Origin of the sequence: Streptomyces sp. NPDC087845, from assembly GCF_044742755.1 — a bacterium.
GTDB lineage: Bacteria > Actinomycetota > Actinomycetes > Streptomycetales > Streptomycetaceae > Streptomyces.
In genome coordinates this window covers 398,103-413,471 of the sequence record NZ_JBIUVC010000006.1, presented here as the reverse complement: position 1 = coordinate 413,471, position 15,369 = coordinate 398,103, and the positions used below count along the sequence as shown (strand labels likewise).

Genomic DNA, 15,369 nt, shown 5'->3' with positions numbered 1-15,369 from the left:
CTCATTCCAGATAGTCTGCTGCCGCCTGGAGCCCTTTCGTCATGCCCTCGTTCCTTCCTGCGGGCACAGCTGTGCCCGCAGCCGTGCTCAGTGCCGCCGTTCTGCATGCCCTGTGGAACGCGATGGCCCACCGCATCACCGACAAGCTCGTCGGGTTCACCCTCATCAACCTCGCGTACACCGGCTGCGCGGCGGTCATGGTCTGTTTCACACCGATACCCGAGGCCGGGGCGTGGCCGTTCATTCTGGTTTCCGCCGCGTTGGAGGTGCTCTCCCAGCTCTTCCTCCTGCGCGCCTACCAGCTCGGGGACTTCGGCCAGATGTACCCCCTGGCCCGCGGCACCGCCCCGCTGCTCGTGGCCGTCGCCTCCGTGACCGTGCTGGGCCAACCGCTCACCGCCGCCGAGATGGCGGGGGTCCTGGTGATCTCCGCGGGCCTGGCCGGCCTGGCCTTCGCGGACGGGTGGCCCCGGCGCGCCCAACTGCCCGCGCTCGCCGCGGCGGTGGCCACCGGAGTCGTCATCGCCGGTTACACAGTCGTCGACGGCACGGGGGTCCACCGGTCCCAGACCGTGATCGGCTACATCGCGTGGCTCTTCCTGTGCCAGGGCCCCGTCCTGCCGCTGCTGGCACTCGCCCGACGCGGCCGCCCCCTGCTCGCTCAGCTCAAGCCGGTCTGCGGGATCGGCCTGACGGGCGGCGCCATTTCGTTGCTCGCCTACGGCCTCGTCATCTGGGCCCAGGCCCACGGCGACCTGGCGACCGTCGCCGCCCTGCGTGAAACCAGCATCCTGATCGCGGCGCTGATCGCCACGCTCCTCTTCCATGAGCGCTTCGGCCGTCTGCGCCTCACCGCCGGCGCGGTCGTCCTCGCCGGCATCACCGTTCTCGAACTCGCCCACCCCTGAGCGCGACGCCTCCTGCGAACCGCTCCCAGGACACCCCGCGTGCCGCCGCCACGGAAGGGCGACTCCCCGTACGCGGCACGGCCGCGGCATGCCTCACCGGCGCGGCGGGGGCGGGGGCCCGGGACCCGGAACATCGGCGCCCCTAGGCCGACCGGCCCGCCACCCGCTGCCCGGCTACGCCCGGCCCGTCGGCCGACGTCGGCGCCGGGGCCGTCGACTCCCGTACGACCAGCCTCGGCCGGATGAGCAGAGACCGTCCCGCCGCGGGGGCCGAGTCGATCCGGGCCCGCAGCTGCTGGAACGTCTCCGCGGCCATCTCCGGCAGCGGCTGGCGGACCGTGGTGAGCGGCGGTTCGAAGAGGTCGGCGAGGAGGATGTCGTCGAAGCCGACCACGGAGACGTCCTGCCCCGCGCTGCGTCCGGCGTCCTTGGCACCCCGGCAGATCCCGATCGCGCACATGTCGTTGATGGCGACGAACGCGGTGGGCGGGCGCGGACCCCCGAGGAGCTCCCTGGCCGCGTTCCGCCCCAGTTCGGCGGCGTCCTTGTCGCCGAACTCCGCGGTGTCGGCGCCGGGCCACACGATCGCGTCGGCCGGGTCGAGGCCCGCCGCCTCCAGGGCGGCCCGGAAGCCGCGCAACCGCTCGCGGCGGTTGACGCTGTTGACCGAGCCGGAGACGAACGCCAGCCGCCGGTGGCCGAGTTCGACCAGATGGCGGGTGGCGAGCTCCGCGCCCATCGCGTTGTCGACACTGATGGAGGCCAGCGACGGCGGGTCGCCCGCCTGCGCGGTGCGGTCGAAGGCGACCATCTTCAGTCCGCGGCTGAGCAGCGGCGTCACATGGTCGAGCGAGGGCAGCGAGGAGCAGAGCACCACGCCGCTGACCCCGTCCGCGAGCAGCTCCTCGCCGTACTTGAGCTCACGAGCCGGATCACGCTCGCTGTTGCAGAGCAGTACGTGATAGCCCTCGGCGAGCGCGATGGCCTCCAGCTCGCGGGCGAGCGCCCCCCAGAAGGGGTTGGCGACGGACGGCACGATGAGACCGATGACCTTGATGCGGCCGGTGCGCAGCATCCGGGCCGCGCGGTTGGGCCGGTAGCTGAGCTGCTCGATCACCTGCTCCACGCGGGCCAGCGTGGCCGCCTGCATGCGGTCCGTACGCCCGTTGAGGACGTTGGAGACCGTGCTCGCGGAGACCCCCGCGGCCTCCGCGACCTGATGGATCGTTACCCCGCTCATGCCACCTCCGGTTCGGAACCAGTCTGACCCTATCAGTGTATCGATTTACTGAACCCTGTTGACCGGTACACCCGTTAACATCCCCGAAAATTCATGTGCATCAGCTGTTGACGTCTCTCTGAAGGCGTTCCTAGCATCAGTGCATCGATTTACCAGCGCTTCCCAGCCATGGCCGGGATGTCATCGCTGGATCGATCCACAGCCTCCACCTCAAAAGGGGTGTCCCATGGAACTCAAAAGACGGTCGCTGCTTGCCGCCATCGGCGCCGGCACCGCTGCCGCAGCCCTCAGCGGGTGCGGTACCGGCACTTCGGCGGCCGGCTCCGCCAACGGCCCCGCCGAAGGTGAGATCACGCTGCTCACCCCGATCTATGAGGGTGCCGACGGCAAGAAGCTGCTGGAGAAGGAGATCCTCGGCGGGTTCCGGAAGAAGTACCCGGACGTCAAGGTGAACGTGGACTACACCACGTACACGCAGCTCAACGAGAAGATCACCACAGGCCTCGCGGGCGGGCTGCTGCCCGATGTGCTGATGATGGGGGTGGGCTGGATCCCGCCGTTCGCCGCGAAGAAGGCGATCGCCGAGCTGCCCGAGAGGTTCGCCACCGCGCACGACTACGAGAAGCGGGTGCTGGAGCCGTCCCGGTACGACGGCAAGCTGTACGCCCTGCCGGTCGTCCTGGACACCCGCATCGTCGTCTACCGCAAGGACCACTTCGCCGAGGCCGGGATCAAGAAGACCCCGGCGAACTGGGCCGAACTGCGAGCCGTGGCCAAGCAGCTGACCAGGGACGGCCGGATCGGGTTCGACCCGTTCTCCATCGAACTGCGCCAGTGCTGGGAGGCCTTCCTCTTCGCCAACGGAGGCCAGTTGTTCAGCGCGGACGGCAAGAAGGTGCTGTTCACCGATGCCCGCGGGGTCGAGGCGCTGCAGTTCTTCAAGGACCTCGTCAAGGACGGCTCCGCCTCCTACGCCAAGAAGACGGACCTCGGCGCCCCGACCAACGTGCAGACCGGCAAGGCGTCGATGATGATGACGACCAGCGCGTTGTGGAAGCAGGTCGGCGACCAGGCACCGGAACTGATCAAGGACGACAGGCTCGGGGCGTTCGTCCTCGCCAACCGCAGGCCCGCGATGCTCCAGGGCGGCACCCTCGTCACCCAGTCCGCGAGTTCGAAGCATCCCGCGGCGGCCCGCGCACTCGTCGAATACCTCGCCTCGCCGGAGTCGATCCTCGGGGCGGCCAAGCAGCGCGGTTCGGTGCCCGGACTGAAGGACCTCAGCGACACCGGCTATGTGAAGGAGAACAAGTTCGTCGACCTCTCCCTGCAGAGCATGGGCGACGCGTGCTCCGAAGGCGGCACCGCAGCCTGGATGGAGATCCGCGAAAAGATCAAGCCCACGCTGGAACCCGCGATCGTGGGCAACCAGTCCGCGAAGGACGCCATCGCGGAACTCGGCCGGCTCGCCGAGGCCGCCATCGGCCGGATGTAAGGACCCGTCACTGTGGGAGCGACATCCGCATTGAAAGCACGGCCCGCGCCGCCTCCTTCCCCGGCCGGGCATCCGGTCGCGAAGAAGCCCACCGGCCGCGCACCGACGGGACCGGGGCGCCGCAGGCAACGCGCCGGCATGCTCATGGTGGCGCCCGCGCTGCTGCACGCCTCGCTCTGGATCGGCCTGCCGGTCGTCGCGTCGGTGGTTCTGGCCTTCACGAAGTACGACGTGCTGACGGCGCCGCAGTTCGTGGGCCTGGACAACTTCCGGGAGATGATGGGCGACGCGGTCTTCCGCAAGTCCATCGTCAACACCGTCGTCTACACCTTCTTCACCGTCCCGTTCGGCATGATGCTGGGGCTGCTCGTGGCCCTGGCGTTGCACACGGGTCTCAAGGCGCGGGGCATCTTCCGTACCGCGGTCTTCCTGCCGCAGGTCACGGCGACCGTCGCGATCGCACTGGTCTGGCTGTGGATCTACAACCCGGGCAACGGTCTGCTGAACACACTGCTGTCGTTCCTCGGGATCGACGGCCCGGCCTGGCTCGCCTCGACCTCGTGGGCGATGCCGTCAGTGATCCTGGTCGGCATCTGGCAGGGCATCGGCATGAAGATGCTCATCTATCTGGCCGCGCTGCAGTCCCTGCCGAAGGAGCTGTACGAAGCCGCTTCGGTGGACGGCGCGTCCAAGGTGCGGCAGTTCTTCTCGATCACCCTGCCGCTGCTGAAGCCCGCGACGTTCTTCGTGCTCATCACGTCGATGATCAGCGCATTCCAGGCGTTCGACCAGATCTACATCCTGACCGACGGCGGCCCGGCCAACAGCACCACGATGATGACGTTCGAGATCTACAAGTCCGCCTTCCGGGAGTTCCGCGTCGGCTACGCCTGCGCGCAGTCACTGGTGCTGTTCGTGCTGCTGATGGGCTTCACCCTGGTCAACCGGCGGATCATGGGAGGCACCCGTGGCCACAACTGAGCTGCAGAGGCCGGGGGTTGCGAAGAAGGCCCGGCCCCGGGCCAACGGCAGACCGCTGTCCGCCGGCCGGATCGCGCTCTATCTGACACTCACCGTCGTCTCGCTGCTGATGGTGGCGCCGTTCGTCTGGATGGTGCTCACCTCGCTCAAGACTCCGGTCGAGATCGCCTCGCAGGATGCCGGAATCCTCCCGGAGCACTGGGAATTCGGGAACTACCTCGACGCGCTGAAGGCTGCGCCGTTCGCGACATACGCGCGCAACAGCTTCATCATCGCGTTCAGTCACACCGCGATCAACGTGGTGGTGGCGTCGATGGCCGGGTATGCGCTGGCACGGATCAGGTTCCGCGGCAGCGAGGTCATCTTCTACCTCTTCATCGCCGCACTGATGATCCCGACGTACACCAAGGTGCTGCCCGAGTTCCTGATCGTCCGCTTCATGCCGCTGGCCGGCGGGAACGACATCTTCGGCCAGGGCGGCAGCGGCTGGCTCGACTCCTGGTGGGCGCTCATCGTTCCCGGTGCCGTCACCCCGTTCGCCGTCTTCCTCTTCCGCCAGTTCTATCTCGATCTCCCGGTGGAGCTGGAGGAGGCGGCCAGGCTCGACGGTCTGGGCGAGTTCAGGATCTACGCCCGGATCATGACGCCGCAGGTCAAGCCCGCGCTCACCACGGTGGCGCTGCTGACCTTCGAGGCGTCGTGGAACAACTTCCTCTGGCCGCTGCTGGTGACCCGTACGGACAGCCTGCGGGTGATCCAGGTCGGACTCTCCGTCTTCAAGACGGAGAACGGCCCCCAGTGGCACTTCCTGATGGCCGGCACCACCCTGGCCACCCTTCCCATGGTCGTTCTCTTCCTCATCGGCCAGCGCTATTTCGTGCAGGGCTTCGCAACCGCCGGTCTCAAGTGACCGGTTCCGGTCCGAGCGGCCGGCTATCGAAAGGTTTCCACTCCATGTCTGCTGATCTCAATGGCTCCTGCGCGCTGGTGACAGGGGCGGGCCACGGAATCGGCCGCGCCATCGCCGTCGCTCTTGCCGAGGCCGGCGCCGATGTCGCCGTCCACTACCACTCCTCCGCCGACGAGGCCGCGAAGACGGTCTCCGCCATCGAGGCGCTCGGCCGCAGGGCGAAGGCGTTCAAGGCGGACGCCACCGTGACCGCCGAGGTGAACCGGCTCGTCGAGGAGGCGACCGGCTTCCTCGGTGGTCTGGACGTCCTGGTCTGCAACGCGGGCCATCTGATCGGCCGGGCCACGATCGCCGAGATGTCCGACGACCACTTCGAGCAGGTGCTCTCCACCAATCTGACGTCGACGTTCCGCACCGTGCGGGCCGCGCTGCCGCACCTGACGAAGTCGTCGGCCGGGCGCATCATCACCATGTCCTCGCTGGCCGCGCACAACGGCGGGGGCCCCGGTTCGGTCGCCTACGCGGCGGCCAAGGCCGGGATCCGCGGCTTCACCAAGGGCCTGGCCAAGGAGCTCGGCGGCACCGGCATCACGGTCAACACCGTCGCACCCGGCTTCATCAAGGGCACCGCCTTCCACGACACGTTCACGGCGCCCGAGGCACAGCAGGCGATGGAGGCGGGCATCCCGGTCGGCCGGGCCGGCACCCCGCAGGACGTCGCCGCCGCGGTCGTCCATCTGGCGTCGCCGTCGTCCGGCTTCCTCACCGCCACCACGGTGGACATCGACGGTGGCGTGTGGCCGCGTTGAGGAGGATCGCCCGGGAGCGCGGCGGCTGGTGGCACGCGTACGTCTGCCCGGCGCACGGCGTGGAGCTCGACCACGGTGATCTGCTCGCCGGGGTCTTCCCGGCGGGCGGTGCGCGCTGCGCGTACGGCTGCCGGGTGGACGACGAGGCGGTGCGCGGTGCCTGGCTGGTGCTGTCGCACCAGGCGTGGGCGCGGCATCTGCGGGTGCTCGCCCACCGGGGCGAGCGCGCGGAGGCCGTGGCCCGGCTCGTCGAGTACGCCGGTCTGTACGCGGAGCTCGCCACCGAGCGGCACGGCGAGGCCCAGACCTGGATGCTCCGCGGCCGCCTCTTCCACCAGGCGCTGACCGACGCCATCTGGGCGGTCACCATCGGGCACACCGTGATCACGCTCGCCGAGGACTCCACGGAACACCTGGCGGCGGTGCTGCCGCTCCTCGACGACCTGGAGCAGGCGGCGCTCGACGCCCGGGACGTGCTCACCGGTCAGGGCCGTCTCGCCTCCAACTACACCGCGTGGCTCAACGCCGCCGGCGTGGCGACGAGCCGGGCCGCCGCCGCGGCGCGTGGCCGGGAGTGGGACGGTGGCAGGCGGTGGCTGGAGGGCGACCACGGGCTGTACGCGCATCTGCGGGTCGCGGTCGCCGACGACGGCTGGGAGTGGGAGGGCAGCACCTACTACCACGGGTTCGTGCTGCGGGCCGCGCTGCTCGCGCTGCGGGGCAGCGACCCCGCGGCCGTTCCGTCCGATGTGGTGGACGTGCTGGCCGGCATGACGGATGTCCTGGCAGCGATCGCCACGCCGGGCGGCATCCTGCCCGCGCTGCACGACGGCCCGTATCTGCGCGGCCCGCTCGCCCTGGAGTGGCTCGAACTGGTCGCGCTGGTCCAGCAGTTGATCCCCTCCCCCGCCCTCGAAGCGGTGGCCGGCCGGGCCCGCGAGGAGCTCGGCGCGCACGACGACGGGCTCGACCGCGAGCTGGGCGGCTGGTTCGCGGGGCCCGCGTTGCCGGAGCGGCCGGCGCCCGACCCCGTCACCGTGTTCCCGACAGCCGGATACGCGGTGCTCCACCACGCGGGCGTCCACGCACTGCTGGACTTCGGTCCGCACGGCGGCTCGCACGGGCATCGCGACAAGCTGTCCCTCTATCTGTACGGGGACACCACTCCGTGGCAGCCCGATCCCGGTCAAGTGCCTTACGCACACGCCGAGTTCCGTGACCTGTACGCGTCGACGGAGGCACACCCCGCGTTCCGGGCAAACGGCGCGGAACAGGCCGAGTGCGCCGGGCAGCTGCTGGACTCGGACGGTTCGTCCGTCACCGCCGGGGCGACCACCGCGTACGAAGGTGTGCGTGCGGTGCGCCGGCTCGTCCTCGGCGGCAGCTATCTGGTCGATCTGCTGACCGTGAGCGCCGAGGACACACGGCGGTTCACCGCGCAGCTGCGCCCCGGCGTCGCGCTGGACATCCAGCTCCAGGCCGCGGGTCCGGTGCGCACCACCTGGTACGGCGACGAGACCCTGCACGGCTGGCACACCCACACCCCGGGACGGTCGGTGCGTCCGGTCACCCGGCCCGGCCCCGGTCCGGCCGACGATCCACAGCGCGTGCGTACCCGGGTCGACTTCACCGCGGAGGCCGACCGGATCACCTTCGCCTCGGTGTATCAGGCGGCTTCGGCGGGCCCCGCGGTGACCGGCGTACAGCTGGAGGGTGACGGGGTGCTGACGGTCGCACTGACCGACGGCAGCACCGCGCGCTTCCGGACGGAGGACTGACCCTTGCTGCTCTCGGCGACCCCGCCGCCCGGCCCGCGCCCCGCGCAGGAGGTGCGGCTGTACGAGGAGGCCGCCCGCCACCGCGGGCTGACCCCGCCCCGTACGCACCCCCTGGCCAGCATCACCTGGCTGGGCCCGGCCGCCTCCAACCCGGCGCTGGCCCACCGGGTCGGCGGCGACCCCGCCCATCTGGCGGAGAGCCGGCGCTGGATCGAGGCCGCGGTGCGGCTGCCGCACTGGGGCAGGGCCCATATGCCGGACCACGATCTGGACGCCGGCTGGCTGCTGCACCATCTGTCACTCGCGTACCGGTGGATCGGTGACGAACTGCCGGACGGGGTGCGGGCGCTGCTGCGGTACAAGCTGCTCCTCCAGGGGCGGCGGATGTACGAGTACGCCGTGGCGAGCGAGGGCGGCTGGTGGTCGTCGTCGTACTGGCAGAACCACAACTGGATCTGCTACGCGGGTCTGGCGACGGCCGGTTACGTGCTGGGCAAGGAGGAGTGGACCGAGCGCGCCAAGGAGAACCTCGGCACGGTACTCGACCTGATGCCCGAGGACGGTTCGCACGCCGAGGGCGTCGTCTACTGGCGCTACGGCGTGCCCTTCCTCGCCATCCATCTGGACCTCCTCCAGGAGGCGGAGGGCATCGACTGGTGGGGGCGGGGCGGATTCCTCTCCCGCACCTTCGACTACCGGCTGCACCAGATGGCCCCCGGCTTCACGTTCAACGTCGACCACGGCGACTGCCACGACCGGCGCAGTGGGCACAGCGCCGGCCTGTACTACCGTCTCGCGGCCCAGTACGGCATCCCGGAGGCGCAGTGGATGGGCGATCTCGCCTCGGGCGAACTGCTGTGGCAGGAGGCCGCGGAGAGCGGGGTGCGACCGGGGATCCTGCCGGAGGCCTACCTCGAATACCTCTGGTACGACCCGTCCTTGGCCGGTGCCCGCCCCACCCGGACGAGGGCGTTCTTTCCGGATCTGGGTCTGCTCGCGGCCCGTACCGGATGGGACGACGACGCCACGCTCGTCTCGTTCAAGGCGAGCCCCGGCGGTGGCCACAAGGCATGGGAGACATCGGCGAAACACCGGGCCGAGCGGGGCTGGGACACCCTCGACCAGGGGCACCACCACCCCGATTCGGGCTCGTTCGTGCTGGTCTCCCAGGGGGCGTTCCTCGCGGTCGACGAGGGCTACAGCAACCGCAAGCGGGCCGCGCACCACAACCTGCTGCTGGTGGACGGGCAGGGATACGCGGACGAGGACCGGTACCACGTCTACAAGGACCTCCCGTACGAGCGGCAGGCCCGGCAGCGTGACGTACTGGTCACCCCCGACTGCGGCTGGGCGCACGCCACGGCGGAGATCGCCGCGATGTACGACCCCGGACTGGGGGTGCGGCGGCTGGACCGGACGCTGGTGTTCACCCCGTCGGGGCGGCTCGTCCTGCTGGATCTCGCCGAGGCGGACACCGGACGGGAGTGGACGTTCCTGCTCCAGACCGACCGTCCGACCGAGCCGAAGCCGGACGGCAGCCGGCTGATCCGGTCCGGGACGGCTTCGGCACTGGTGCGGCAGTTCGCGCCGCACCACGCCTCGGTCGTCTCCGAGGTCACCGAGGTCGAGGCCAATCCGACGTCCAGCACGCCGGAGCTGCGCCTCACCCGCACGCTGCACACGCTCCGTGCGACAACCGCGCGCTCGTCGCACGGTCTCTTTCTCACCGCGATCACCCCGGGCGCCGAACCGGTCGCCGCGGAGCAGGTCGTGTGTGCGGAGGGTGAGGGCGTGGCCTTCGAAGGGGAGACCGTGCTCCTCTCCCCCGCCGCCCGTCGCATCCGCACCACGGGCGTCGTGGCAGACGCGGCGGCGGTGCTTCTCGGCGGCGACGGCTGCGCCCCGTACGTGGTGGCGGCCACCCGGCTGGAGCTGGACGGCCGCCTGCTGCTCGATGTCCCGGAGCCGTACACAGGAAAGGTCGGCTGATCATGCAGGCAACCCTCTCGTCCGGCTGGCCGACGCTGCTGCGGCGGCTGGAGTTCGTGGCCTACCCGGCGGCCGCCGGAGCCGCGTTCGCCGTGCTGTCGCTCGGTGTCGTGACCTGGCTGCCGGCGCTCGCCGCGATGGGGCACGCCCTGCAGCGGTGGCGGGCGGAGGGTGACAGCCGCTGCTTCACCCATGCGTTCACCGCGTTTCCGCGGTACTGGCGTGCCCTGTGGCGGCACTCCCTGGCGTCCACCGCGGCGGGGCTCGTCCTGACCGCCAACATCGTCCATCTGCTGGGCCGTTCGGAGCCGTGGACGTTCGTACTGCTCGCCGCGCAGGTGGGCATCGCGGCCGCGCTGGTCATCCATCATGTGGCGCTCGCGGCCGAGGCCGGCCGGTCGCCGCACGGCACGGTCCGCGTCTGGTCGCGCGGTGCGCTGGTCCTCGGCTTCGGGTCGGCGGCCCGCGGCACCGCACTGCTCGGCGCGGTGATCTCCGCCGCGCTGCTCTCCCTCGTCGTACCGCTGGGCCCCCTGCTCCTCGGCCCCAGCATTCCCGTACTGCTCGCTCTGTCCTTCGCAGACCCCAGGAGGCACACCTCATGAGCCGTGTACTGCGCACCACTCTCGTCGCCGCACTCGCCGTCGGCGCCCCGCTCGCCTTCCCCCCGGCGTCCGGGGCCGCCGAAGCCGCCACCGCGTACTACGTGTCGCCGTCCGGCAGCGACTCCAACGCCGGTACGTCGGCGGGCGCCCCGCTCGCCACGATCCAGCAGGCGGTCGATCTGGCGCCGACGGGCGCGGTGGTGAACCTCGCCGCCGGTACGTACAAGCAGGACGTCGTGACCAAGCGTGCCGGTGTCACCATCACCGGCCCGTCGAACGCCGTGGTGAAGGGGGCGGGCGACGCCCGGATCGTCCAGGTGCGGCACGACTCGACGACGCTCAGCGGTTTCACCGTGGACGGGTTGCACGGGTCGTCCACCGATGTGTCGGGGTACCGCCTCAAACTCATCTATGTCATGAGCACGACCCCCGGAAACGGTGTGGGCGGTCTGCGGATCACCGGGTTGACGCTGAAGAACGCCGCCGACGAGTGCCTGCGGGTGCGCTATCTGGTGACCGGCGCCGACATCTCCGGCAACACGATCACCAACTGCGGGGTCAACGACTTCAAGTTCGGCGGCGGCGGCAAGAACGGCGAGGGCATCTACCTCGGCACGGCCCCCGAGCAGCAGGGCACGAACGGCGCCCCGGACGCGGCCCCCGACATCAGCAGGAACAACCGCATCCACCACAACACCATCGCCACCCAGGGCAACGAGTGCGTCGACGTGAAGGAGAACTCGACCGACAACTACGTCGAGTACAACGACTGCAGCGGCCAGAAGGACTCCAGCTCCGGCGGGCTCGACGCCCGCGGCAACGGCAACATCTTCCGCTACAACACCATTCACGACAACGTCGGCGCGGGCATCCGGCTCGGCGGCGACGCCGCGACCGACGGCATCGGTACCAGCGTCTACGGCAACACGATCACCGGCAACGCGGGCGGCGGCATCAAGTTCATGCGCACCCCGCAGGGTCCGGTGTGCACCAACACGATGAGCGGCAACACCGGCGGCGACGCGGTCGGCACCTACGGCAGCGAGTACGACCCGACCGGTGCGTGCCCCCAGTGATCCGGCGCGGACCCGCGAGACGCGGGGTGCTGACGGCGGCGGCCGGTCTCGCGGCCGTCGCCGCGACGGCCCCGGGGGCCCGGGCCGCCGGGGCGGACAGCGGCAACCGCTCGCGCTGGGCGACGTCCTGGGCGACCGCGCAGACCGCGCCGACCGCCGCCGACGCGGTGGCGAGCGCCGGGCTCACCGACGGCACGTTCACCGCCGGCGTACGGCTGTCGGCGGGCGGAGCGGTCCGGCTGCGGTACGGGCATGCCTTCGGCACGGTCCCGGTCCTGATCGGCCCGGTGACGGCAGGCGGGCGGCCGGTGACGTTCGGCGGACGGCGGCAGGCGTGGCTCGCCGCGGGCGCCTCGCTGACCAGTGACCCGGTCGCCGGTCTGCGTACCACCGAGGCGGCGGCTCTCACGGTGGAGACCCGGCTCCCCGGCCCCACCGGGCCGCTGTCCTTCCACCGCAACACCCATGCCTCGCACTCCGTCGACGGCGTGCGCACCACATCGGTGTTCCTGCTGACGGGCGTCGAGGTGACGGGCGCCCACGGGCCGGTGGTCGCGGTGCTCGGCGACTCGATGGCGGAGGGCGTCGGAACACCGGACGACACCGATCTCCGCTGGCCCGACCAGCTGGCCCGGCGGCTGCCCGGTTCGGCCGTCGCCAATCTCGGCATCAGCGGCAACCGGGTGCTGCTGGACGACGCCCGGTTCGGGCCGAGCGGACAGGCGCGCTTCGACCGCGATGTGCTGGCGCTCCCGGGGCTGCGGACCGTACTCGTCCATCTCGGCGTCAACGACCTCCAGCAGCCGCCGAGCCAGACGGATCCGGCACGCGTCCTGGCCGGCTACCGGCAGCTGGTGCTGCGCGCCCGGAACGCCGGACTGCGGGTGGTCGGCGCGACCGTCACCCCGTTCGAGGGCTGGACCCGCTGGACACCGGAGCTGGAAACGGTACGGCAGCAGATCAACGCCGCCATACGGACGGGCCGGGTCTTCGACGCCGTCGCCGACTTCGACGCGGCCCTGCGCGACCCGGAACACCCGTCGCGGATGCTGCCCGCGTACGACAGCGGCGACGGACTGCACCCCAACCCCGCCGGTCACGCCGCGCTGGCCGCGGCCGTCGACCGCCGACACCTTCTGTGAGGGCCGCATCATGAACCCAGCAACCACCCCGGGCACCACCCGGCGCACCGTTCTCGCGGGGGCGGCGGCGCTCGGCGCGGCCGCCGCCCTGCCGTTCACACTCGGCGCGGCCACCGCGCACGCGGCTGCCGGGGACACCGCCGTCGACGACGCCGCCTCCCTCCGCAGCCGGTGGCACACCCTGCTCACCGGCGGCCCCGGTCTCGACCTGACGGACCCGCAGATCGCCGCGGCCGTGGCCAGGATCGGCAAGGCGGCGACCACCTCGGTCAAGGGCCTGGACCCGACGCGTACCGACGGGCTGTTCCCCGATCTGACCAGCACCACGCTCTCCAACCACGTCACGACGTCGTTCAAACGGCTCGCCACCGTCGCGACCGCGTGGGCCGTCCCCGGCACTCCCCAGTACGCGGACACCGCCCTGCGCGACCTGCTGCTGGCCGGCCTCGACTGGATGCTGACGAACCGGTACGGCCCCGGACACACCCGGTTCGACAACGACTGGGACTGGGAGATCGGCTCCGCGCTCGCCCTCAACGACGCGGCCGTGCTGCTGTACGACGCGCTCGGGACGGAGCGGCTGGGCCGGATCACCACGGCCGTCCGGCACTACACGCCCGACCCGAACCTCTGGCGGGCCGACCGGCAGATCGCCACCGGTGCCAACCGGGTGTGGATCTCCACCGTCGTCGCCGTCAATGCCGTGCTCACCGGCAACGGCGGTGATCTGGCCCGGGTCCGTGACGCTCTTTCGGACGTGGAGGGTTCGGGTGCCAACAGCGTCCTCGCCTTCAACGACGCCAGTGCGGCGGCGGAGGGCACCGGCGAGGGCTTCTACTCCGACGGCTCGTTCCTCCAGCACTACAAGCACCCGTACAACGGCGGGTACGGGAAGGAGCTGCTCAACAACCTTTCCCGGCTGCTGAACCTCCTCGCCGGTACGGCGTGGACGGTCACCGACCCCGATCTCGGCAACGTCCGCACCTGGGTCGACGACGGCTTCGACCCGCTGCTGGCCCGCGGCGACGTGATGGCCTCGGTGTGCGGGCGCGAGATCGCCCGCCCCAGCAAGCAGGGCCACGTCTCGGCGCAGACGGTCATCGAGGCCGTGGTGCGGCTGATCCCGAGCTTCCCCGGCGAGACGGCCGACCGGTTCACCGCCCTGGTCAAGCAGTGGATCGCGGAGGACACCTACCGGGACTTCCTGGCCGTCACCGACCTCGCCTCGCTCGTCGCCGCCCGGCAGGCCATCGCCTCCCCGGTCCCCGCGCGCGGACCGCTGGTCGCGCACAAGCAGCACCCGCGCATGGACAAGGCGGCGCATCACCGGCCGTCCTTCGCGCTCGGCATCTCCGCGTACTCGTCCCGGATCTACAACTACGAGTCGATCCAGAACGAGAACCTGCACGCCTGGCACCTCTCCGACGGCATGGTCCTCCTCTACACCGACGACCTCGGGCACTACAGCGAGGACTACTGGCCGACCGTCGACCCGACCCGGTTGCCCGGCACCACCGTCATCGCCGGGCGGCCCGCGGACGCGGCGGGTCAGCGCACCACCAGCACGGCGGACTGGGCGGGCGGCACGGCGCTGCCGGGAACGACGCTCGGGGCGTACGGCATGGAGTTGCGCGCGTACGGAAGCTCGCTGCACGGGCTGAAGAGCTGGTTCTGCCTGGACGACGTGATCGCGTGCGTCGGCTCGGGGATCACCTCCGACGCGGGCACGGTGGAGACGGTCGTGGAGAACCGGAAGCTCCGCGACCCGCAGGCGGCCCTGCTCGTGAACGGCACGGCCGCGCCCGCCGGCACCGGCTGGTCGGCCCGGCTCGACGAGGTGCGGTGGCTGCACGTCGCCGGAACCGGCGGCTACATCTTCCCCGAGCCCGCCACGCTGCACGGTCTGCGCGAGGACCGCACCGCGACCTGGCGCGAGATCAACCTCAAGTACGGCACGGACACCCCGGTCACCCGCCCGTATCTGACGCTGTGGCAGGACCACGGCGCCGCGCCGGGCGAAGCCGGCTACTTCTGGCTGCAGGCCCCGGCGGCCTCCGCCGCGCGTACGGAGCAGTGGGCGTCCGCGCCCCCGGTGAAACCGATCGCCCGCTCCACCGCGGTGCACGCGGTACGCCGGTGCGCGGACGGGCTGGTCGCGGCGAACTTCTGGACCGCCGGCACCGCGCAGGACCTGACGTCGGACGGTCCCGCCTCGGTGCTCGTACGACCGGACGGAAAGACGGTGAAGGTGTCGCTGTCCGACCCGACGCAGCTGCGGTCCTCCGTCGTGCTGGACCTGGCCCAGCGCGGTCTGACCGTCGTCTCCGCCGACCCCGGCGTGAGCGCCGCCCCCACCGGCGACGGCATCCGGATCACCGCCGACACCACCGGCCGCCACGGGGCGACCCTCAACCTCACCCTGAAGAGGAGCTAGAC

The 15,369-nt window shown here is 71.0% G+C and carries 12 protein-coding genes; 11 read left to right on the top strand and 1 reads right to left on the bottom strand.

Annotated elements, in window-relative coordinates; all coding sequences use genetic code 11:
- Positions 1-41: 41 nt before the first annotated feature.
- Positions 42-908 (top strand): EamA family transporter, encoded by an 867-nt coding sequence (locus ACIOMQ_RS18620; RefSeq protein ID WP_362198780.1) that lies wholly within the window; start codon positions 42-44, stop codon positions 906-908.
- Between the two features lie 142 nt (positions 909-1,050).
- Here ACIOMQ_RS18620 and ACIOMQ_RS18615 read toward each other — a convergent pair whose 3' ends face one another.
- Positions 1,051-2,148: a LacI family DNA-binding transcriptional regulator gene (locus tag ACIOMQ_RS18615; RefSeq protein WP_362198777.1), complete on the bottom strand. Its 1,098-nt coding sequence runs from the start codon at positions 2,146-2,148 to the stop codon at positions 1,051-1,053.
- 226 nt (positions 2,149-2,374) lie between these two features.
- On the opposite strand from ACIOMQ_RS18615, the gene ACIOMQ_RS18610 reads away from it, so the two are divergent.
- Genes ACIOMQ_RS18610 through ACIOMQ_RS18565 form a run of 10 tightly spaced genes read left to right on the top strand, consistent with a single transcriptional unit; the run spans position 2,375 to position 15,367 of the window.
- The gene (locus tag ACIOMQ_RS18610; RefSeq protein WP_401269212.1) at positions 2,375-3,643 is read left to right on the top strand and encodes an ABC transporter substrate-binding protein; all 1,269 of its coding nucleotides are present in this window, start codon (positions 2,375-2,377) and stop codon (positions 3,641-3,643) included.
- 12 nt (positions 3,644-3,655) lie between these two features.
- Complete coding sequence (locus tag ACIOMQ_RS18605; protein WP_401940243.1) at positions 3,656-4,624, top strand: carbohydrate ABC transporter permease; 969 nt, start codon at positions 3,656-3,658, stop codon at positions 4,622-4,624.
- The gene (locus ACIOMQ_RS18600) at positions 4,611-5,534 is read left to right on the top strand and encodes a carbohydrate ABC transporter permease (RefSeq protein ID WP_401269216.1); all 924 of its coding nucleotides are present in this window, start codon (positions 4,611-4,613) and stop codon (positions 5,532-5,534) included. Before ACIOMQ_RS18605 ends, ACIOMQ_RS18600 begins: the two co-directional genes overlap by 14 nt.
- A gap of 44 nt (positions 5,535-5,578) precedes the next feature.
- Entirely contained in the window at positions 5,579-6,343 is a 765-nt protein-coding gene (locus tag ACIOMQ_RS18595; RefSeq protein ID WP_362198765.1) for an SDR family NAD(P)-dependent oxidoreductase, read from the top strand.
- On the top strand, positions 6,331-8,121 hold the full coding sequence (locus tag ACIOMQ_RS18590; protein WP_362198762.1) for a heparinase II/III family protein: 1,791 nt from the start codon (positions 6,331-6,333) through the stop codon (positions 8,119-8,121). Before ACIOMQ_RS18595 ends, ACIOMQ_RS18590 begins: the two co-directional genes overlap by 13 nt.
- A 3-nt stretch (positions 8,122-8,124) precedes the next feature.
- The gene (locus ACIOMQ_RS18585; RefSeq protein ID WP_402189535.1) at positions 8,125-10,110 is read left to right on the top strand and encodes a hypothetical protein; all 1,986 of its coding nucleotides are present in this window, start codon (positions 8,125-8,127) and stop codon (positions 10,108-10,110) included.
- Positions 10,111-10,112: 2 nt separating this feature from the next.
- On the top strand, positions 10,113-10,715 hold the full coding sequence (locus tag ACIOMQ_RS18580) for a DUF624 domain-containing protein (RefSeq protein ID WP_362198756.1): 603 nt from the start codon (positions 10,113-10,115) through the stop codon (positions 10,713-10,715).
- Positions 10,712-11,791 (top strand): DUF1565 domain-containing protein, encoded by a 1,080-nt coding sequence (locus ACIOMQ_RS18575; RefSeq protein WP_402189532.1) that lies wholly within the window; start codon positions 10,712-10,714, stop codon positions 11,789-11,791. The genes ACIOMQ_RS18580 and ACIOMQ_RS18575 overlap by 4 nt, the downstream gene beginning before the upstream one ends.
- On the top strand, positions 11,779-12,933 hold the full coding sequence (locus tag ACIOMQ_RS18570; RefSeq protein ID WP_362198750.1) for an SGNH/GDSL hydrolase family protein: 1,155 nt from the start codon (positions 11,779-11,781) through the stop codon (positions 12,931-12,933). Before ACIOMQ_RS18575 ends, ACIOMQ_RS18570 begins: the two co-directional genes overlap by 13 nt.
- A 10-nt stretch (positions 12,934-12,943) precedes the next feature.
- Positions 12,944-15,367, top strand: a complete 2,424-nt coding sequence (locus tag ACIOMQ_RS18565; protein WP_402127894.1) for a polysaccharide lyase 8 family protein — start codon at positions 12,944-12,946, stop codon at positions 15,365-15,367.
- The last annotated feature ends 2 nt before the right edge of the window (positions 15,368-15,369 follow it).